This window comes from Clostridium sp. B9 (genome assembly GCF_050509515.1).
Classification (GTDB): Bacteria; Bacillota; Clostridia; order Clostridiales; family Clostridiaceae; genus Sarcina.
In genome coordinates this window covers 531,306-553,382 of record NZ_JBNWKA010000003.1, presented here as the reverse complement: position 1 = coordinate 553,382, position 22,077 = coordinate 531,306, and the positions used below count along the sequence as shown (strand labels likewise).

Below are 22,077 nucleotides of genomic sequence, written 5' to 3'. Positions count from 1 at the left end.
TAATGAAAAAAATATTAATAAGCTCTTTAATAGTTGTAACAGTATTATCACTATCTTATGGAGTAAAAAAACATTTTGAGGTAAAAGAATTAGAAAACAAAATCTTAGCTACAAATATTGTAAATAATTCAAATTCCGAAACAACCAGTAAAAATTCATCTAAAAAACAAAATACAGATAGTTTAGAAAATAACACTATTGAATCAAAAGATAAAACTGAAAATTTAAGTACTGATGAAAGAGAAGAACCTTCAATAGTTACAATTTCTAATGGCGGTTATATACCAGATGAGTCTAAAGAAAAAGAGTTTTTAAACTCCGTAGTTAAATCTGAAAAAGAAAAAGGGAAAAATCCAATAGTTGTAAATGTAGATTCCCAAGGTTTTGCTCATAGAATTGCTATAGTAGAAACAAAAGAAATAATTAAAGATATAGGAGTTCAGCCTTTAGAAGATGAATACTATTCAACTTATGAAATGAAAACTTATCCTTACTTAGTTGGTATAAACGTCCAAGGTAACGGAAATTTATTAAAAGAGTTAAAACCTAATGATGTTCTAATATTCCCTATTCATGAAGGTGACCATATAGCTACTAACGCCTTATATTGGACTGATTCAAATGGTAAGCTTGGTTATTTTGATTTATACCTTGCAAATAATTACTAGATTATATTAATCTATTTTTATATTTACAAAAGATGATTTATTAATTGAAAATCGCTCTAAAGTAACTATTTTCCTTTAGAGTGATTTTAGAGAGATAATACTTTAATTTGTGTAAATTTATTTTCTGATTAGCCTAATAGAATGATATTTTTTGTATAAATAAAAACATCTAATCAAGATTGAAACACCAAATTACGGAATCTATCTTTTTAAGATCAAAATAATAAAATATATTTAATATACTTATTATTAAAAAGCTACTTTAAATATCTTTTTAATTCTTAATATCTCTTCTTCAGTTAATCCAATTATTATAGAAATTAAATTTAATTCCTGATCTAATGATTGACATTCTAAGTCTAACTGCCTTTATAATTCTTTTTTCCTAAAATTTCAACTTTTTCAATTTAATAATTATTCAGTGTGCTCCCAATACTCCTCTTCTGTCTCTTGTCCACCTAACCAATCTGGCTTTTCCGCTTCTTTATTTCTATTACTTAAATCAAAACATTCATATTCTACATATAAACTTTCATATTCTTTATCATATTTATTATCTTTATAAGTATAATATTTTTTAACGCCTTCATTTTTATCTATCTTTTTAACTTCTTTATTATTAATCTCATATATAGATTCAGCATAAATACTACCAAATTTATTATCTTTAATTTTTTCTAAAACTTTAATATTGTTTTTAGTTGTTTCTTCATTAAATGGGGATTCAATTTTATAATGCTCTAACAAAACATTATATTCCTTTAACTTAAATAAACAATTAAAATACATCCTTAAATACTCATTATAAACTTTTTTCTTATTCTTCAACTTTTCACATAATTTATAAAATATATCTCTAGCTTCTCTAAATTTATTGTTATAGTATAATGAATATGCATATAAATAATTAAATCTATCTAAATTTTCTTTATTATTTTTAAATTCATCTGTTTTTAAGAATTCCTCGCATATTTTTAATGCTTCTTCATTGCTTTTATTAATCAACAACTTACATTCTACAATCTTATTTAGGTATCTAATTCTAGGTTTTAAATTATATGCTTTATTAAACCAGCCTGCTGCCTCCTCCTTAAATTCATCATAAATTCCAAGATTTAATCTATGTCCTTGACTATCTTGAGTTTTCTTTAAATTTTCATCAACTACGAATTTAAGTATAAATTGTCCTATAAGTCTATATAATTTAGGTGATTCTCCAAGGCTACTCATAGATTCTAAAAATTTATATATGATATTATTTTTATAATATAATTTTGATATCTTATCAAAATTATATAAGTCACTTTTTTCAATATATTTACCTTTTAATGCTAATTCTATGTCTTTAAATGCTTCTTTATAATTTAATAATTTTACATTTAATATAGCTCTATTTAAATATAATACACTATCATCATTTTTTTTATCAATTGATTTATTAGCATAAATCAATGCTTTTTTTAGGCAACTTTCATAGTTATTATTTTCCAAAAGATATTTATTACTTATATCATAGTAAATTTTAGATAGCATATTACATACTTTATAATCACCTCTCCCTTTTTCTATGCATTTCCAAAACTCGTTTTCTAATTGATTTATATTTCCACAAAGACCCAATTCATCGAAATTTGTTGCATAGTCTTCTAACATGATATCACAATACCTACTTGATATAGATTTTTTAATCCTATTAATATCATCAATATAATTTTTTAAAAATTCTACTCTTTTATTATTTAATATAAGCTTTCTATAACAAATAATTTTTATAATTAAAAGATGAATTATATCATCAAAAATATATTCAAAATCATATAGATAGTTATATTTTATTTCTATAATCTTGTCTGATTCACTTAAATAATATAAACTAACTTCTTCGATTTTCTTTTTATAAGACTCATTCTCTATTTCTAATAAATTAAAAAACTTAAAATAGTTAATATTCTTTTCAAAACAATGTACAAACTCTTTGACATTTGATATATTATTTTCTAGCTCTTTCTGAACTAATTTATCTAAAGCTATTTCCAAAGAATTTACCAACCTATCTTTTTCTTCACTTTTCAAAGCTTGAATCTTCTCCTTTAAATTATTGAAATATATTTTTTCCAATTTAAAAGAAGATTTTTCTTTAAGAATCTTATCATATAATTCAATTGCTTCTTCACTACTCACTTCTTTTTTAGAAATAAAGTCTTGAACTTGATTTTCTAAAGTCTCATTCATTAAAATACCTCATAAACATATTATTCTATATAATATATTTTATTAACTTTATACTTATAACTTTAAATATATGATAAATATATTTTTTATTTATCAATGCTAAATCCACTTAAAATAAATAGTCTTCGGCTCAGCTGGAGGTTTGTCATTTTCGGGCACGGTCCTTTTTTACTAGCTACGCCTAAAGTCGTATGTTCGGTCAGACACATGCGATATTTCTACTTGTCATCCTTGAAAGAGTTTATATCATCAATTGTAAGTTGTTCTGAAAGTTTGTCTTCTTGCAATTATTGCTCTATATATTCTTTTATTTTCTTTGTATTTTTTCCAACCGTATCAACACAATATCTTCTAAACCACAATTTTCTATTTATTCATTTTTATTACACAGTCTCCCTATTTTCGTATATCATTAAACTACTTTTTCCATTTAAAAATCCCATAAAACTTGCTACACTAATCTTTTGTGGAATTTCTATAAGCATATGTATGTGATTAACACACACCTCAGCTTCTCTTATATTTACAGTTCCATTTTGTATGTAATAAACTATGTACATTATTCATTTTGAATGTCCTACTTCTGATATTTTATACAGTTGCCAGATAGCATTTTTATTATACCAGAAGGAGTTTTTTATTATCCTCAAGCTATACGCTCTTTTGAATCCCATGTCTAACGTTGGATTTTCTAAATATAATAATAAAAACGGCTATTAAGTCATTTTTATACTAAGTTATAATAAAGTAATTATTTAAATCTAATTTATTTTTACTTTTATTAATATTTAATTTTGATGTATTGTTTATGATACAATTAGGATAAATTCCATTATATATTTCTTCAAACAAATCAACTATAGCATTATAATAATCAATGCATTAATTTAAAACATATAATATTCTATATCTACATTTAAATCACTAGCGTATTCTGTTTTTATCACACCTAATATAGTTTTTTGATTTTCCTTATTGATAATTTCTTGTTTAAGAATAACCTTCAAATTATTTTCCTTTGCATCAACCTTTACTCAAGCACTTTATATTATTGTATTAATCCAAACTATTCCCAGTTAAAGTAAATTTAATTTTATACACATAAATTTTATATAAAATTAACTTCTTACTATATACTCACCAAAAAAAATCGAACTACTTTTCTCCCCTTTTTCTCATGGTTTTCATTACCCTTTTTCTTTTTCGACTTTTAGAGATTTACTTAATTGTCTAACTGGATTTATAGCTATTCATCTTAATTCTCATTCCAAATTTCTCCCACAAAAAACCCGCACCTTTCCGCTTAATTCCCTCCCCATTTTTTCACGCAAAAAACCCTCCAAAGGATATTCTTTTATTCCTCCAGAGGGTACTTATTTTTTTCTTTTTATTTCCTTATAAGCTATCCTAAAAAATCTATTCTATTTCGACTTTCTTGGTTCCGGTTAAGCTTTCAAGGTATTTTTTCGAGTTTAATGTAACTTTACAATTATTGTACTCACCCCAAAAAGTCACCCCAAAACATCCCCCTACACCTCGCTTGTCTTGGTACACTCCCCAAATTATCGAACTACTTTTCTCCCCTTTTTCTCATGGTTTTCATTACCCTTTTTCTTTTTCTACTTTTAGAGATTTCCTTAATTGTCTAACTGGATTTATCGCTATTCATCTTAATTTTCATCCCAAATTTCTCCCACAAAAAAACCGCCCAAAACAAACCGGTCTTTTCAACCTACCGTCACAATCTTACTCCCCAATTATATCTTTTCTATCACGTCTCTGACCTATCTATCCCTGATATATCAAAGCTCATCTTCATCTAAGCACTTATATCATGTAAGCTATCCCCAAATACCCTCGCACCTTTCCGCTTAATTCCCTCCCCATTTTTTCACACAAAAAACCCTCCAAAGGATATCTTTTATTCCTCCAGAGGGTACTTATTTTTCTTTTTATTTCCTTGTAAGCTATCCTAAAAAAATCTATTCTATTTCGACTTTCTTGGTTCCGGTTAAGCTTTCAAAGTATTTTTTCGAGTTTTATGTCTCTTTACATTATTTCTTAATTAACTTCGCAACATTTTCAATATGTGCTGTGTTAGGGAACATATCAACAGGCTGTACTTCTAAAGTTTTATAGCCATTCTCTTCTAATATTGCTAAGTCTCTTCCTAATGTACTTGGGTCACAACTTACATATACTATTTTCTTAGCATTTATGTGAGTTATTGCATCTAATAATTTTTTATCGCATCCTTTTCTTGGTGGGTCTACTACAACCACATCAGCTTTTACTCCATTATTTATTAAGTCTGGGATTACTACTTCTGATTCACCAACAAAGAATTCTACATTTTCTACATTATTTTCTTTTGCATTTATCCATGCATTATCTATTGCTTGTGGAATTATTTCTACTCCATAAACTTTTTTAGCTTTTTGTGATAGGAATAATGTTATTGTTCCTGTTCCACAATATGCATCAAATACTTCTTCATTTCCTGTAAGTTCTGCATATTCTAAAGCCTTACCATATAAAACTTCAGTTTGAACAGGATTTACTTGGAAGAATGATAATGGAGATATATTAAATCTGAAATCGCCTATGTAGTCTGATATTGTATCTTCTCCCCATAGAGTTTTACTTTCTAATCCTAATATTACATTAGTTTTCTTTGAGTTTATATTTTGTATAACGCTCTTTATTCCTGGAATATTCTTAACCATTAATTCTACAAACTCTTCTTTATGAGGAAGTTTTTCTCCATTAGTAACTAAGACAACCATAACTTCATTAGTAGTGAATCCTCTTCTTATCATTATGTGTCTTACTATTCCCTTTTCATCATATTGTCCATCCACATTATATGGTCTTATATTAAATTTCTCTATCCACTCTCTAGTAAGCTTAACAACTTTATCCCCTATTTCATCTTGAATTAAACAAGATTCCATATCAATAATGTCATGACTTCTTGGAGCAAAGAATCCAATTTTAACTTCTCCATTTATTAAACCTATTGGAAGCTGAACCTTATTTCTATATCTCCAAGGATCTTCCATTCCTAAAGGATACTTAACTATGCTAGAATCAAGCTTTCCTATTTTGCTAACACAATCCTTAACTCTATCCCATTTAAAATCTAACTGAGCTTTATAAGAAGCATGTTGAAGCTTACATCCACCACATCTTTTATAAATAGCACAAGCTGGGTTAACTCTCTCAGGAGAAGCTTCTACAACTTCAAGAAGTTTTCCATAAGCAAAGTTTTTATTAACCTTTACTATTCTAACCTTAACCTTTTCTCCAGTTAAAGCTCCTTCAATGAATATAGGAAACTTATTATCAATCTTAGCTATTCCTTCCCCCTCATAACCTTGAGAAATTATATCAAAAACATATTCTTTATTCTTTTCAACCATGCACCAAAACTCCCTTATGTATATTTTTATCATCTATATTATGTTCATCATTTCAAAACTAGTTTTCACTTATATAAACTTAATTTTTACTTAGTAAATAAAAATCTAATCTTTAAATAGACCTTTCTTTAATTTTTCAAATTATAAAATCTAATACTAAGTTCTAAAATCAAGTTACAACTAACTTATATAGCTTATCATATGATATAAGCTTTTACAACGCATCATTCCTATACAATACTCCAAAGCTAAATGCATAACTATATTGCTTATTAACTATTGACCTACTAATAACTTAAAGGCTTATTTATTTTTTAGATAATACGGAAAAATCATCTTAACAAGCAATTAGTATTTCATTATCTATGTAAGAATGATAGCGTTAAGATACTTTTTCTGTCTGAGCGTTAGCGAGTTTAAAAGTATTAGCTATTATTCTGGAATAGATAATAGAAATACGTTGTGAAGTTAAGTAGATTTTGAAGTTTATCTAAAAAATAAATACTACTTTAAGTTATTATCAACCTCTTCGCCTATTATCTTTATACCTTTTTCTATATCTTCTTTTGATACTCTTGTAAATCCAAGCCTTAATGTATCCTTTGCATTATTTTCATGGCCTATATTCTTATCTTCAAATTTTCCTATATTTAAGTTTTTCTCTTGGAAAATTTCTATAGCAATATCTTTTTCTTCACAAACTCTATTTTTGAAGCTTTCTACATAAAATAAATCTCCAGGCATAAAAAGAACTCCTCTTTTATAGCACTTATCTAAAAGTTCTCTTGTATCTACCCCTTTTATTTTTATAAAAATATGAAGTCCACCTTCACCCCAAATCTCCGCTTGAGGTATATACTTTTCTATAACCTTCTTTGTAAATTTATATTTTTGCTTATAAACTTTTCTAACCTTTTTTATATATTTTTCAAAAGCTCCACTTATCATAAAATCATAAAGAATTCCTTGATCCAAAAATGAGCTATGAATATTTCTACATCTTTTCACACTTTCTAATACTTCTATTATTCTTTTATCTCCATAAACCCATCCTATTCTAAGCCCTGGAAATAATATCTTTGAAAAACTTCCTATATAAATAACTCCATTACTCTCTCTATCTAATGAAGCAAGTGGAATTGTTGGGGCACTCTCATATAGAAGTTCCTCATTAAATCCATCTTCTATTATTGGAATTCCAGCCTCTTTTAAAATTTTATATACTTCTTCCCTTTTTTTTATAGATGCTACAATCCCTGTTGGATTGTGATATGAAGGTATTAAATAAGCAAATTTAATTTTCTTATTTTTAATTTTTTCTTTTAAATCATCAATATTCATTCCGTCTCTAGTCATATTGACGCCTATTATATTTAGTTTGTGAGTTTTCATTATTTTTAAAGCAGTATTATGAGTTGGATTTTCACAAAGTATATAATCACCTTCTTCGGTGAAAGATGATAATATCATGTCTAATCCTTCTGTAAAGCCATTTGTGACTATTATTTCCTTATCATAAGAATAAGCTCCTTTATCTCCCATATACTCCTTTAAATAATCTATAAATGGCTTATATCCAACAGCATAACCATAGTTCACTATCTTATGTTTCTCTAAGGCAATTCTATTTAAAAAAGCTCTTTTAAGTTCTTCTATATTAAATAGATCTCCTTCTGGAGCAATACTTTTAAAAGAAATCATACCTTTTTCCCACTTATATTCACTTTTTAAAATATCAAATTTCTCTGCAAGCTTTCCATATTCATTAGTTGATTTACTCCAATCAATTTCCCAAGAATTATTTTCACCTTTATTATTCTTATTAGAAACTAATTTAATTTTTGAATTCTCATAATTAACTATATTAGAAACTCCACTTTTAACAAAAGTCCCTTTTCCCTTGGTAGTTTCAATTAAACCTTCACTCTCTAAAATCTCATAAGCAGCCATAACAGTATTTCTTCCAATTGATAACACACTACTTATCTCTCTTGATGAAGGAAGCTTGCTACCTTCTATTAGAACTCCTCTACTTATAAGACCTCTAATATAATCAGCTATCTCTATGTATTTTTTCTTTTCTCCACTAAAAGTCAAATTTTTAAACATAACTTCCTCCAAGATCATCACTATAAAGCTCTAACTTCATAGATATATCACTTAAAATTCTTATCATCATCTCAAATCTTTAGACTAAATAAATTTTATCACATATGATTTTTTTTATATACATACTTACCATATAACTTCCAGTATAAATTTTTAAGTTAATACACATCCTATAAATGTTGATTTTTCAACAAGAGGTTCTTAACTTAAGGAGGTTTGTTTGTTATGAAACATAATTCAAGTATCGGATGTACAGTTATTGAATGTAAGCACCATTGTAATGAGGACAATTATTGTACTCTAAACCAAATTCAAGTTGTAAAAAACACTGCTGATCCTAAATGTGCAGAGTGTACAGATTGTGGAAGCTTTGAGAAAAAATAATTAAAACTCACATTCGTTTTTAACACCAAAAAGGAGGCTAAATTTAGCCTCCTTTTTTCTACATAAGCGGTGCAAATACTCTTATTACCGCTCTTAATATTCTTGTTGGTAATTTAATTTTACTGCAATCGTTCATTGTTATTCGCTGACACTTTTCTAAAGTCTCTAAATAATCTTTCTTAATCTGCATAACAGATTTAGTCTTATATAGCCAAACTCCACATTCAAAATGAAGATATAAACTTCTATAATCCATATTAATAGATCCTACTGTACCAACCTCATCATCTGATACAAATGTCTTTGAATGTATAAACCCTGGAGTATATTCATAAACCTTAACTCCAGCCTCTATAAGTTGAGGGTAATAGGCTCTTGTAACTATATGCGCATACCATTTATCTTCTATATGAGGTGTTACAACTCTAACATCCACTCCACTCTTAGCTGCAAGTGTTAAAGCCGTTACAAGCTCATTATCTACGATAAAGTAAGGAGTATTTATATAAACATAATCCTTAGCCTTATTTATAATATTTAGATAAACATTTTCTCCAACAATTTCATCATCTAATGGGCTATCTCCATAAGGTTGAACATACCCATCACTCTCAAACTCTTCCTCATGATAAAAATATGGATAATATTTTTCATAAGATTCTCTTTCTCTATCATCTATATTGTTAAAATTCCAAGTTTGTAGAAACATTACCGTGAGATTCCAAACAGCATCTCCCTTAAGCATTATAGATGCATCTTTCCAATGTCCAAATCTAACAATCTCATTTATGTATTCATCACCTAAATTTATTCCACCAGTAAACCCTGTATGTCCATCTATAACTGTAATCTTTCTATGATCACGATTATTCATTCTTAATGATAATAATGGCACAAATGGATTGAACACCATACACTTAATACCCTTAGATTCTAAAACCTCATTATACTTATATGGTAGTGTACTCAAACACCCCATATCATCATATACAAACCTAACCTCTACCCCTTCTTTAACCTTTTCTTCTAGTATATTCAAAATACTATTCCACATCACACCTTCATGAACTATAAAATATTCCATAAAAATATAGTGTTTGGCCTTCTTAAGTTCTTCTTTTAGTCTCTCAAAGAACTCTTCTCCCGGCGATAGATACTCTGTTATTGTATTTTTATATACTGGAAATTGTGAATAATCAGCAATATATCTAGATTGATTTGCAATACTTTTATCTATCCTTTCTAATTCCTCTAGAACTTTACCATCATTATATAAAAGATGTTCCGTTTCATCATAAGATGCCTGTATTTGCTTTCTAAAAGTCTTACTTGTTTTATTCCCCCCAAATATTAAATAAAATAGTCCACCAAAGACAGGTACTAATAAAACCGGTACTGCCCATGCCAACTTATATGATGGATTGTCTTTTCTACTTACAATATAAATAAATACCACTATACTTATTGCAATGAATAAAAAGTATAGATAAACAAAGTCTTCACTTAATTTCCATATTCCAGCCATTAAAATAACAAATTGTACGAATATTAGAAATCCAACTATAAAAGTTCTACTAAGTAATCGCTTTAAAAGTTTCTCCATTTTTCCTCCTTTAAAACCCTATAAAATAACTCTTCTAACACTAATCCATAAGCTCCCACCCCTTAATAGCTACTTTATAATATAACCACTTAGGAGTTAGTTTGCTTACGAAATAAAGAATCTTATTACAAAAACCAGGTATAACAATGACCTTTAATCTCTTATCTATATTTTTTAAACTTATATTAACAACTTCACTTGTGCTCATCCATCTTACAAGTCCCTTATTCTGAAGTTTACTTTCTTCCATTTCTAACTTACTATGAAAATCAGTCCTTGTAAATCCAGGACAAAGACATTGAACCTTAATGTTATCTCCTATAAGCTCCATTGCTAAGCACTGAGAAAAACTTATTAAAAAAGCTTTTGTTGAACAATACATAGCTGAACTTGGAAAAACATTAAAACCAGCCATTGAACTTACATTAATTATGTACCCTTTTTTATTTCTTTTCATCTGCTTACTTAAACTATGACAAAGCCTCATAGTAACCAACATATGAACTTTAGCCATACCTAATTGTTTTGAATATTGATCTCTTGTAAAAGCATCATCAGCTCCATACCCTGCATTATTAACTAAAAACTCAATATCTTCTCTTAATTCTAATTCTGAAACAAATTTATTAAATTCAATATCATTAGTTAAATCTAAAATATTAACCGCAACATTAACTTTTAAATTTTCTTCTATTTCTCTAGCGACTTCTTTAAGTTTATCTTCCCTTCTCCCAACTATGATTAAGTTGTAACCTTTACTAGCTAGTCTAAAAGCAAATTCTTTACCAATCCCGCTAGTAGCACCTGTTATTACAGCAGTTTTTTTCATACATCCCCCTTTTTTTGATTGTATAATAAAAAAATATTTACACCTAAATTATATTGATTTATAGAATTATTATAAAGCCAACTTTAATTTTATAACTAAAATCTTAAAGTAACTTTTTTATAATCTTATAATAATCTTAAATCTAACAATTTTTTGTAAATATAATTTATTATATAATAAAAAAGCTAGAAGACAAAGTCATTTCTTTATCTTCTAGCCCTTCTTAATTTATTTATTCTTTATAGAATGTTTCACACTCTGTAGATGTTGAAGCACTAGCCTCTGGACCAAAAATTTGTATATCTGTAGATGTACAGGTCATACCAACATTATATGTACAATTTAATGCAGAACACTTTATTTTATGATCTACATCTGCTTGACTATCTAAAGCTTGTATTATAGTTCCTGCATAATTAGTATTAAAAGCACTTTTTACAGCGTTAACAAAGGTTCTAGGTGCAAATGTCTCACAACATGTTTCCTCTCTGTTTTCAGCCTTCTCTCCATCAACAGTGATAGTTAGAGCCGTACACATACCATTTACATGATTAACACAATTATGTGCTGAACACGCTAATCTTGTCATAAATCCCAACTCCTCATTAGTTATTTAAAATTATCTTTTGTATTTAAATATAATTTATACATTAATAACCAACTTACTAATTATAGACAAGTACTTTTTTTAATCTTAATTTATTAAACTCTAAACACAATTTATCCTCTAAATAGTCATTATTTATTCATAAAGTATTATAAAACTTTATATATTGATTTTCCATATAGTAATTTTTTTTAACAATAAAATCTATTACTCAAAATCCACATACTAATTTTAAACAAAAAAAGAGCACTTAATGTTATCAGTCATTAAGCACTTTTAAAGTTTGGAATCAGTTGCCATTTTGATTCTACTTATATTATTTCATAAGCAATATATAATATACACTATTTTGTTCTCCTTGTCATAAGAATTTTGTTAACTTTTTGTGAATTAACTAATTTTATGTTTTTATTTAATTTAAACCACTCTATATTAAATAAAAACAAATAATATTTACATTTTAAAACTTAACTTTTTTTATTTACAATTTGTTAATATTTATTTTTTACTACTAATTTAATATTTGTGTTTATTTTAAACTATTAAAACCTTTAGACTCTCTAAAACCAACATTCAATTAAAATATATAGTCTAAAATATTAAATTGCATAAAAAAAATAGGTAGCCTAGACTACCTATTTTCATAACAAGTTATAAAATTATTTTACAACTTCAACTTTTACTATGTTAGTGTTTCCTTCGTTAGCTGGTACACCTGCAACAACTACAGCAGTATCATTAGCTTTAACGAATCCAGCGTTTTTAGCTATTTCAACAGCGTTTTCCATTGTAGCATTTTCAGCAACTACTGGGTAAACTCCGAAGCATAATGCAACTTTCTTAGCAACTCTTTCATTTGGAGTTACAGTAACGATTGGTGCATCTGGTCTGCATTGAGATATTCTCTTAGCAGTAGCTCCTGATTGAGTTAATGAAACTATAGCAGCTGACTTTAACTCGTGTGCAGCATTACAAGCAGCTCTTGAGATAACTCCTGGAACAGCTGGTATGTGTTTCTTAGCTTTTGAAGCAGCTAACTCGTAGCTTAACATTTCTTCAGCTTTAGTAGCTATTTTAACCATAGTCTCAACAGCTTCTACTGGCCAGCTTCCGTTTGCTGACTCACCACTTAACATTACAGCGTCAGTACCATCTAAGATAGCGTTAGTTACGTCTGAAACTTCTGCTCTAGTTGGTCTTGGGTTTCTCATCATTGAGTCTAACATTTGTGTAGCAGTTATAACTGGTTTTCCAGCTTCGTTACATTTTTCGATGATCATTTTTTGAACTGAAGGAACATCTTCCATTGGAATTTCAACTCCAAGGTCTCCTCTAGCTACCATAATACCATCTGAAGCTTCAAGTATTGAATCTATGTTATCAACACCTTCTTGGTTTTCGATTTTTGAGAATATTTGTATATCAGCTCCACCATTAGCAACTAATACTTCTCTTATAGCGTTAACGTCTTCTGCTTTTCTGATGAATGAAGCAGCAACCATGTTAACTCCCATTTCACAACCGAATACTAAGTCAGCTCTGTCTTTATCAGTCATAGCTGGTAATTTTATTGATACTCCAGGAACGTTAACTCCTTTGTGAGTTCCAACTAATCCAGTGTTTCTTACGATACACTTAACAGCGTCTCCTTCTACAGATACAACTTCTAATCCAACTAAACCGTCGTCTATTAAGATAGTATCTCCAGCTTTAACGTCTTTAGCTAATCCAGCGTAAGTAACTGAACATTGAGTAGTATCTCCTACTACATCTCCTCCAGCATATATAGTAAATTCTGATCCAGCAGTTAATTCAACTTTGCTTGGCTCGAATTTTCCTGTTCTTATTTCTGGTCCTTTAGTATCTAATAATATAGCTACTTCTTTACCTAATTTTTTTGCTATTTCTCTTACTTTAACCATTCTTCCTTTGTGCTCTTCGTGGTCACCATGTGAGAAATTGTGTCTTGAAGCGTTCATACCTGCTTCAATTATTTTTGTTAATAATTCTTCATTTTCACTAGCTGGTCCAATAGTACATACTAATTTTGTTCTTCTCATTTAAAAAACACTCCCTCGTAAAAAATTAACCCTAAGTTTAAAATATATAATAAATAATAAATTTAAAAATTTATTATGTCATTAACGTAATTAAAAATTATTTATTGATAGCTTTAGCCATTTCATATAAACTTTCGTCAAAGCTTCTTTCTACATCTAAAGCTTCGTCTATGTCCATATCGAATATGCTTCCATCTTTAATACCTATAACTTTTGAAGTTTTTCCTTCTAGAAGAACTTCTACAGCTTTAGCTCCCATTCTTGATGCTAATACTATATCATCAGCAGTAGGTGTTCCACCTCTTTGAATGTGTCCTAAAATTGTAGCTCTAGTTTCTATTCCTGTTACAGATTCAATTTCTTTAGCTAAAGCATCTGATCCTCCAACTCCTTCAGCAACAACTATTATGCTGTGAGTTTTTCCATGAGCTTTACCTTCTAATATAGTTTTAATTAATTCATCTTTATCAAATGGCATTTCTGGAACTATTATAGCTTCAGCTCCACCTGCGATACCAGCATATAAAGCAAGGTCTCCACAGTTTCTTCCCATAACTTCTACGATTGATACTCTTTCGTGTGAAGTTGATGTATCTCTTAACTTGTTTATAGCGTCAACTATAGTGTTTAATGCAGTATCAAATCCTATAGTATAATCTGTGTAAGATAAGTCGTTATCTATTGTTCCTGGTAATCCAACAGTCTTAACTCCTAATTTTGAAAGAAGTTTAGCTCCCATGAATGATCCATCTCCACCGATAACTACTAAAGCTTCAACACCATAAGCTTTTAATATTTGTGCAGCTTTTTCTCTTACTTCTTCTTGCTTGAATTCTAAACATCTAGCAGTTCTTAAGATTGTACCACCTCTGTTTATTATTTCTGAAACAGATTTTCTATCCATTTTGAATAGTTCTCCATTTATTAAACCAGCGTACCCTCTTTGAACTCCCATTACTTCAAGTCCATTGTGTAAAGCCATTCTTGTTACTGCTCTTAATGCAGCATTCATTCCTGGTGCATCTCCACCACTTGTTAAAACAGCAATCTTTTTCATAATATTTTCCTCCTCTACACCACCTGGGACAACTTTGCTCCCAACAGTGCCAAATATTACCCACATTTCTAAGATATTATTTATATATGTTAAATGTTTATCATTTTTAAACTATGTAAAATTTTATCTCAAAATTAAAATACCCTACGTAACTTTGTTAATACTATTCTACCACAATTAATTGTACTTAAAGTAGTGTCCATTTTCAACCTTTTTATGTAGAATTGAAGAAAAAAAACTCGATATTTGATAATTTTATCAATATTATTATGCTCTAAATTATTTTTTATATTTAACCAAATGCTAAAAGTTATATTTTAAAATTTGTCTAAACCGCCCATTTAAAACTAAAAAAACATATTTTTCTGTATAAATTATATTAAATTATGCAAATAAAATATATTTTTTTAATTTTAAGAAAATTTACAAATTTATTTTATCATGTTTTTAAAAAAAGTCCACCTAAAGAAAGAGTTTTTTTAGTCTAATATGTAAAATATCTCTTTAAAGCTTTATAAGTAATCGTTACTACTTAAGTATTATAAAAATATTTTAACCTTAAACCAGAGCTCTCCTTAGATGGATATATATTTCCTTTAATGTATTTTTTTATATATAAAATATGTTTTTCTTATAAAAATTTGATTAAACTTTAAACTTACATATATTAATAAAAAACTACTAAAACTCACTACAACAATGAGTTTTACATAAAAAGACTAAATAATTGTTAAAAATTAAACATAAGTTATTTATGATTCAACCACCTTAACATTCTCTTCTCCGAATTTTCCCTTTAAAAATTCTATAACATTACTATCTAAGTTAACCCACATATCTCTTGCAAGTCTAAATGAAGCCCTTTCCTTAGCTGTAAATATATATACTGGAGAATCTCCTTTGTATTCTGATAATAAAACTCTTAATGGTTTAGTAATCATATTCGCTTTTTCTTTATCTTCAACCTTTATATAAACCTTTGAAGAATCCATATTTTCTAAAGGTTGAATATCTTCACAAAGAATCTTAGGTTCTTCATCCTCTTTAAGTGAAACTCTTCCTCTAATAATAACAAAAGCATCTTCATTTACTAATGTATTGCATTTTTCTAAAGTTTTAGGGAAGATAACACATTCTAAATAACCTGTTAGATCCTCTATCTTTGCAAATGCCATTAAAGTATTATTTCTAGTTACTTTTCTAGAAACACTTGTAAGGATACCCCCTACTATAACTCTTGTTCCATCGGTTAGTGAGTTGTCTATCACCAATTCTTCAAGTTCTACGTCCTTTTGTTCACTTAAATTTTTCTGAGCTTCAACTATTTTTTCTATGGATATTGATGTTTGATTTTGCAATGCCTTTTCATAATCATCAAGTGGGTGTCCACTCATATAAAGTCCAGTCATCTCTTTTTCCATAGCAAGCATATATTTTTTGTTGAACTCTTTTATATTTGGATAGCTTATTTCTAAGCTTTCACTTTCCTCTTGAATAGCTCCAAACAATGACATTTGACCATCAATATTTTTCTTTCTTTGAGAGTAAACTCCATCCATTATCTTTTCAAATACAGATAGTAATTGTGATCTATAAACCTTTAAGCTATCAAATGTTCCTGCTTTGATTAAACTCTCCACAGCTCTCTTATTTACAATACTTAAGTCTATTTTGTTACAGAAATCCATAAGAGATGTGAATTTACCTTTTTCATCCCTTGATTTTGATATATTAGCAACAACGTTAACTCCAACGTTCTTGATTGCCCCCATACCAAATCTTATAGTATCACCTTTAACCGTAAACTTAGTATAACTTTCATTTATATCTGGTGGTAAAACTTGAATACCAAGCTTCTCAGCACTTCTTATATACTCTGATACCTTATCACTGTTACCCATAACTGAGTTAAGCATTGCAGCTAAAAACTCCACAGGATAATATTTCATAAGGTATGCTGTTTGGAATCCAATAATAGCATAAGCAGCAGCATGACTCTTATTGAATGCATAAGATGCAAAGTCCATCATAGAGTCAAAAATCTTATTTGCAGCTTCTGCTGAAATACCATTTCTTAAACATCCTGGAACTTCTATATTTCCATTTTCATCTTCAACTCCATATATAAAGTTCTTTCTTTCCTCTTCCATGACCTTATGCTTTTTCTTAGACATAGCTCTTCTAACAAGGTCACTTCTTCCCATTGAATATCCAGCTAACTTTCTAACAATCTCCATAACCTGCTATAGGAATAGGTAAGACTTTGAAATTATCGCCATCTTTTCCCCTCCTTCACACCGTGCATGAGAGTTTCCTACTCACACGGCGTTCCATCAATTGATTATTTAATTTAAATAGCGTGGTTTCCAACTAATTTTCTGAGTTTGTTTAATTTGCCAACCTCTTTCTCATTGAGGTTAATTTCATTTATATACTTGTTTAATATATGCTCGTTTTTAGCATGTATTAGCTTGTGTACATTCTTTGTTATGTATACTAGGTTGTTGTACGAGTCCGTACCCCCGTTCTTAATTTGGATTTTGTGATGAACTTCCATGTTATCTATATCCAGTTTCTTGCCAGTGATGTAACATTTACCTTGTTGACCGCAATATAGTGAGACTCTGTTGTCGTTATATTCATGGCTTCTTCCCCTGATGGGGTTAGTCATAATATATCTTAGGATTCTCATATCTATTGTAGTTAGCTTGTTATAAATGAGACTTCTGCCGAGCGATGTGTAATTACACGTTTCCTGGGTGAAAGCTCTCGGGTTTTCATACCGTACTCCTTGTATTGGATAGAGTGCTATATTCTGTATATAAATTGTTTTGAAATTGTAATTACTATAAAATTTCGTGTACGCTTTTGTTTTTACACCTCTGAGGCTGTATTGTCCTCTAAGTTGGCTGTATAATGTTTTAGATAAATCATAACCTATTCGATAAAAATCTTTACTGGCATTAGTAGCCATATTGTAATAGTTGTGTAGTCCTAATATAGTAGCGTTATACATTTGCACTTTAATAGGATCTGTTTTAATATAATTTATCTTCCTTTTTAATTCTTTTTTAATTTTCTGCACTGATTTATCACTGATATGTGATTTAACAACATATTTGTTACCTTTTATTCTTGCTTTAATCTTTAGTCCAAGGAATTCGGAGTAGTTTTTCCTAAGGTTAACCACTTTTGATTTCTCTGAGCTAATTTCAAGACCGAGCCTCTCGTTTAACCAATTTTTAGTAGCAATAAATATTTTCTGAGCGCTCTTGTAATCCTTACACATGATTTTAAAATCATCTGCGTATCTTATTATCCAAATCTCCTTGAGTTGCGAGTTGGTTCTTAGCGCTCGGTATTTATGACTATAGTCCATTCTCCCCTGAGCAATCCTTCCATATTCATGGTTTGTTTTAAATGTTTCCCACTGGTTGCTTATCCACCAGTCTAGTTCATTTAATACTATGTTAGAGAGAAGTGGACTAAGTATTCCACCTTGTGGAGTCCCTTTGGTTGGTATACCTTTAGTTTCTATTTCTGCTTTTAGCATTTTTGAGACTATTGAGAGTAAGTTTTTATCTCTAATACCTAGGCTCCACATTTGTTTGAGTAATTTAGCATGGTTGACATTATCAAAGAATCCTTTGATATCTATATCAACTGCATAATGTAGTTTACTCTTGTTGATTAAAACGTTCATTCTCGCTATAGCATGTTTGGTACTCCTGTTGGGTCTGAACCCATACGAGTGTTTGTGAAATTTAGCTTCACATATTGGTTCAAGTATTTGTTTTATACATTGTTGAACTAGTCTATCCTCTATGGTAGGAATACCTAAAGGCCTTAGTTTTCCGTTTGGTTTTGGTATTTCTTTGAATTTAACTTTCATGGGTTTGAAGTTTGATATTCTTGTTCTGACATAATTAATTATTTTGTCTGTATCCCATGAATTTAAGTGTTCTATGGTTCTACCGTTAACTCCTGGAGTTTTGCTGCCTTTATTATTTTTAATATTTCTGTATGCGAGCATGATATTTCTTTCATCAGTGATTTTATTTATGAGATTTGTAAACTTTTGATTGTTTTTACTATTCTCATATAGTGCGTCTAATTCTTTTTGAAAGTTATAGTATTCAGTATTTCTTAGTAATTGGTTCTTTAGGTTATCTTTTGTTTTAGTTGTCATAAATCGAAATTCGGTTCTTGCGAACTCTCCTCTCTCTTTTAGTCATACACGAACTTTATGAGTAATTTTATTTAAAATTACTAAACCGCTATTAAAATATTTTCTAATCAATTTGACTAGTGCCTATCCCTCCATCATTTATTATCATGACTTCGTAGGTACTGTGGCACCACTTTCACCAGTATTAATGTAAGTTATTTGATTATTTCCTTACAAACACTTCTCAGAAATTAAGTTCTCCATGTTACTGGCTTACCACGTTCCAATAATCTATATCCGTATCATATGCTTTTAGGTGGTTTCTATGAGCCTGTTAGCTGGATATTGCCTTTAACAATATAGGGTATTTCATAACCAAGAATTTTACTTTACCCCACTAACGATTCTCTTGAATCAAATGACATTTCTGTTCATTTGGTATTATAGACCCTTAATTTCGAAACTTTGTCAGACTACTCAATTAGTCATACTCACCATGAGCATTTTATGGACTCCCGGCCTATCATGTACTCGACCACCTCTGGTTCGCTTTTCGTATTGACTTAACTGTCAATTTACGGTACACTCTCAGCCGTCTTCACCGAGCTTCTAACATCAACCTACTTAATTAGGTTTCTGCTAGTCGGAGTATTAGAGGGAACATTTCAGGGCGTTACCCCATCATTCTGCTCGCTTTGATTATTAGTTCTATTACAATTACTTTGTTGTAATGTCTAAGCTTTTCACTTAGAAACGTGTCGCACCTTGATAAACCATGACACCATAAGTTACATTTAATATACTTTCAAGTTCTGGAACTATATATTCAACTGATTTAGGATCTCTCTTACCATTTATATATTTAGGAATTTCAGCCATTGGACCTGGTCTATAAAGAGAAATTCCAGCTATGATATCCTCAAGATTATCTGGTTTTAATTCCTTCATGAAAGAAGTCATACCAGCCGATTCTAACTGGAATACCCCTACAGTATTCCCTTCTCCAATCATCTTATAAACTTCTTTATCATCAAAGTCTAAATCATCTATATCTACATCTACGCCTCTATTGTATTTAATCATATCAACAGCATCACGCATAACAGTTAATGTTCTAAGACCTAAGAAGTCCATCTTTAAAAGACCTAACTCTTCAAGAGTAGTCATATCAAATTGAGTTACTATTGATTCATCATTCTTTTGAAGTGGAACATACTCAACTAAAGGCTGAGATGCTATAACAACCCCAGCTGCATGAGTAGAGGAATGTCTTGGAAGACCTTCTAGTCTCCTACTTACATCTATAAGTTCTTTTACTCTCTCTTCAGTATCATATATTGTTTTAAGCTCTGGATTTAAATCTAAAGCCTTATCTATTGTTACCCCAAGAACTGTAGGTATTTGCTTAGCTATTCTATCAACTTCTGCATAAGTATAATTCATAGCTCTACCTACGTCTCTAATACAAGCTCTTGCTGCCATTGTTCCAAAAGTTATAATCTGTGATACATTATCATGACCATACTTTTCAACAACATAGTCTATAACCCTCTGTCTTCCCTCATAGCAGAAGTCAGAGTCGATATCTGGCATACTTACTCTCTCCGGATTAAGAAAACGCTCGAAGAGTAAGCTGTATTTCATAGGGTCTATTTTTGTAATTCCTAGTGTATAGGCAACTAGAGCCCCTGCGGCAGAACCCCTTCCAGGTCCTGTTGGAATTCCATTATCATTAGCATACTTAATGAAGTCCCAAACAATTAAGAAGTAATCTACATATCCCATTTGCTTGATTACTCCAAGCTCATATTCTAGTCTATCTATATCTTCTTTTACAACTTCATTTGTTTCTCCGATTTTATAGACCTTATCTATATCATAATCCCCATTTTCCTTAAGCTCCTTTAACTCATCAAGTCTATCTATAAGACCATCAAAACAAGTTTTTCTTAAGTAATCAAAAGGTTCTACCCCTTCTGGCAATGGGAACTTAGGAAGCTTTGAAACATGGAATTCATAGTCAAAATTACATTCTTCAGCTATTTTTAATGTATTTTCTAAAGCTTCTGGAATGTAGTCAAACATATCCCACATTTCTTTAGGTGATTTCAAATAGAATTGGTCTGAAGGATATCTTCTTCTATTGGGATCATCAACAGTTTTTCCTGTCTGAATGCACATTAATATGTCATGTGCCTTCGAATCCTCTTGATTTATGTAGTGAACATCATTTGTTGCAACTAAAGGAATATTTAACTCCTTAGCTAGTTGTATATTCACCTCATTAACCTTCTTTTGTTCCTCCATACCATGATTTTGAAGTTCTAAATAAAATCCATCTTTAAATGTATCTCTATAAAAAATAGCTGCTTCTTTTGCCTTTTCTATATTTCCATTTAAAATAGCTTTCTGTACTTCTCCTCCAAGACAAGCACTTAAAGCTATAATCCCTTCTGAATGTTCCTTTAAATATTCTCTATCAACTCTTGGTTTATAGTAAAATCCTTCAATAGACGCTACAGAAACAATCTTCATAAGGTTCTCATACCCTTTTTCATTCTTAACAAGAAGAACTAAGTGATATGTTTTATTATCTTCATCATTACTCTTTATCTTTCTAGACTTTGGTACAACATAAACTTCACATCCAAGTATAGGTTTTATCCCCTGCGCTTTAGCTTCTTTGTATAAGTCAACACACCCGTACATTACACCATGGTCAGTTAAAGCTATACTTTCCATTCCAAGGTCTTTTGCCTTGCTAATAAGTGGTTTTATCTTACCAGAACCATCAAGCAAACTATATCCTGAGTGAAGATGTAAATGACAAAACTTTTTATCCCCCATTTCTTTCACATCCTTTCCTAAATATGCTTCTAATAAACATATCTAATTATTATATAAATCGCTATTTCACTAGCTTTTTCGCTATTTAAAT

General features: G+C 29.6%; 11 protein-coding genes and 3 pseudogenes. 2 read left to right on the top strand and 12 right to left on the bottom strand.

Annotated features, from left to right (window positions below; all coding sequences use genetic code 11):
• Window positions 1–2: 2 nt before the first annotated feature.
• Window positions 3–668, top strand: coding sequence for a hypothetical protein (locus ACQZHJ_RS02540; RefSeq protein ID WP_430483971.1), 666 nt, complete (start codon window positions 3–5; stop codon window positions 666–668).
• A 414-nt stretch (window positions 669–1,082) separates the two neighbouring features.
• On the opposite strand, the gene ACQZHJ_RS02535 is transcribed toward ACQZHJ_RS02540, so the two are convergent.
• The 4 genes and pseudogenes from ACQZHJ_RS02535 to ACQZHJ_RS02520 all read right to left on the bottom strand — a co-directional run bounded on the left by ACQZHJ_RS02535 (window position 1,083) and on the right by ACQZHJ_RS02520 (window position 8,431).
• Window positions 1,083–2,900, bottom strand: a complete 1,818-nt coding sequence (locus ACQZHJ_RS02535; protein WP_430483970.1) for a hypothetical protein — start codon at window positions 2,898–2,900, stop codon at window positions 1,083–1,085.
• Window positions 2,901–3,187: 287 nt separating this feature from the next.
• Window positions 3,188–3,460 (bottom strand): annotated as a pseudogene (tnpA, locus tag ACQZHJ_RS02530) (IS200/IS605 family transposase).
• Between the two features lie 1,494 nt (window positions 3,461–4,954).
• Window positions 4,955–6,322: a 23S rRNA (uracil(1939)-C(5))-methyltransferase RlmD gene (gene rlmD, locus ACQZHJ_RS02525; protein ID WP_430483969.1), complete on the bottom strand. Its 1,368-nt coding sequence runs from the start codon at window positions 6,320–6,322 to the stop codon at window positions 4,955–4,957.
• A 504-nt stretch (window positions 6,323–6,826) separates the two neighbouring features.
• A complete protein-coding gene (locus ACQZHJ_RS02520; protein ID WP_430483968.1) occupies window positions 6,827–8,431 on the bottom strand; it encodes a PLP-dependent aminotransferase family protein in 1,605 nt (534 codons plus the stop codon).
• Between the two features lie 225 nt (window positions 8,432–8,656).
• On the opposite strand from ACQZHJ_RS02520, the gene ACQZHJ_RS02515 reads away from it, so the two are divergent.
• Window positions 8,657–8,815, top strand: coding sequence for a DUF1540 domain-containing protein (locus ACQZHJ_RS02515; protein WP_430483967.1), 159 nt, complete (start codon window positions 8,657–8,659; stop codon window positions 8,813–8,815).
• 58 nt (window positions 8,816–8,873) lie between these two features.
• On the opposite strand, the gene cls is transcribed toward ACQZHJ_RS02515, so the two are convergent.
• From cls to ACQZHJ_RS02475, 8 genes and pseudogenes are all read right to left on the bottom strand, one after another.
• On the bottom strand, window positions 8,874–10,418 hold the full coding sequence (gene cls / locus ACQZHJ_RS02510; RefSeq protein ID WP_430483966.1) for a cardiolipin synthase: 1,545 nt from the start codon (window positions 10,416–10,418) through the stop codon (window positions 8,874–8,876).
• Window positions 10,419–10,458: 40 nt separating this feature from the next.
• The gene (locus ACQZHJ_RS02505) at window positions 10,459–11,247 is read right to left on the bottom strand and encodes an SDR family NAD(P)-dependent oxidoreductase (protein ID WP_430483965.1); all 789 of its coding nucleotides are present in this window, start codon (window positions 11,245–11,247) and stop codon (window positions 10,459–10,461) included.
• A 232-nt stretch (window positions 11,248–11,479) separates the two neighbouring features.
• Window positions 11,480–11,836: a DUF1540 domain-containing protein gene (locus tag ACQZHJ_RS02500; RefSeq protein ID WP_430483964.1), complete on the bottom strand. Its 357-nt coding sequence runs from the start codon at window positions 11,834–11,836 to the stop codon at window positions 11,480–11,482.
• Window positions 11,837–12,513: 677 nt separating this feature from the next.
• Window positions 12,514–13,914 carry a pyruvate kinase gene (gene pyk / locus ACQZHJ_RS02495; protein WP_430483963.1) on the bottom strand — a complete coding sequence of 467 codons (1,401 nt, stop codon included), beginning with the start codon at window positions 13,912–13,914 and terminating at the stop codon, window positions 12,514–12,516.
• A 97-nt stretch (window positions 13,915–14,011) separates the two neighbouring features.
• Entirely contained in the window at window positions 14,012–14,971 is a 960-nt protein-coding gene (pfkA, locus tag ACQZHJ_RS02490; protein WP_430483962.1) for a 6-phosphofructokinase, read from the bottom strand.
• 752 nt (window positions 14,972–15,723) lie between these two features.
• Window positions 15,724–17,214: pseudogene (locus tag ACQZHJ_RS02485) on the bottom strand (OB-fold nucleic acid binding domain-containing protein); the annotation flags it as partial.
• Window positions 17,215–17,321: 107 nt separating this feature from the next.
• A complete protein-coding gene (gene ltrA, locus ACQZHJ_RS02480; protein WP_430483961.1) occupies window positions 17,322–19,160 on the bottom strand; it encodes a group II intron reverse transcriptase/maturase in 1,839 nt (612 codons plus the stop codon).
• Between the two features lie 744 nt (window positions 19,161–19,904).
• Window positions 19,905–21,986 (bottom strand): annotated as a pseudogene (locus tag ACQZHJ_RS02475) (DNA polymerase III subunit alpha); the annotation flags it as partial.
• Between the last annotated feature and the right edge of the window lie 91 nt (window positions 21,987–22,077).

Bases quoted from the DNA above. Each gene is read 5' to 3' on its own strand.
- ACQZHJ_RS02540 (WP_430483971.1), top strand. From the start codon at position 3: ATGAAAAAAATATTAATAAGCTCTTTAATAGTTGTAACAGTATTATCA.
- ACQZHJ_RS02505 (WP_430483965.1), bottom strand. From the start codon at position 11,247: ATGAAAAAAACTGCTGTAATAACAGGTGCTACTAGCGGGATTGGTAAA.
- ACQZHJ_RS02515 (WP_430483967.1), top strand. From the start codon at position 8,657: ATGAAACATAATTCAAGTATCGGATGTACAGTTATTGAATGTAAGCAC.
- ltrA (WP_430483961.1), bottom strand. From the start codon at position 19,160: ATGACAACTAAAACAAAAGATAACCTAAAGAACCAATTACTAAGAAAT.
- ACQZHJ_RS02500 (WP_430483964.1), bottom strand. From the start codon at position 11,836: ATGACAAGATTAGCGTGTTCAGCACATAATTGTGTTAATCATGTAAAT.
- pfkA (WP_430483962.1), bottom strand. From the start codon at position 14,971: ATGAAAAAGATTGCTGTTTTAACAAGTGGTGGAGATGCACCAGGAATG.
- pyk (WP_430483963.1), bottom strand. From the start codon at position 13,914: ATGAGAAGAACAAAATTAGTATGTACTATTGGACCAGCTAGTGAAAAT.
- ACQZHJ_RS02520 (WP_430483968.1), bottom strand. From the start codon at position 8,431: ATGTTTAAAAATTTGACTTTTAGTGGAGAAAAGAAAAAATACATAGAG.
- rlmD (WP_430483969.1), bottom strand. From the start codon at position 6,322: ATGGTTGAAAAGAATAAAGAATATGTTTTTGATATAATTTCTCAAGGT.
- ACQZHJ_RS02535 (WP_430483970.1), bottom strand. From the start codon at position 2,900: ATGAATGAGACTTTAGAAAATCAAGTTCAAGACTTTATTTCTAAAAAA.
- cls (WP_430483966.1), bottom strand. From the start codon at position 10,418: ATGGAGAAACTTTTAAAGCGATTACTTAGTAGAACTTTTATAGTTGGA.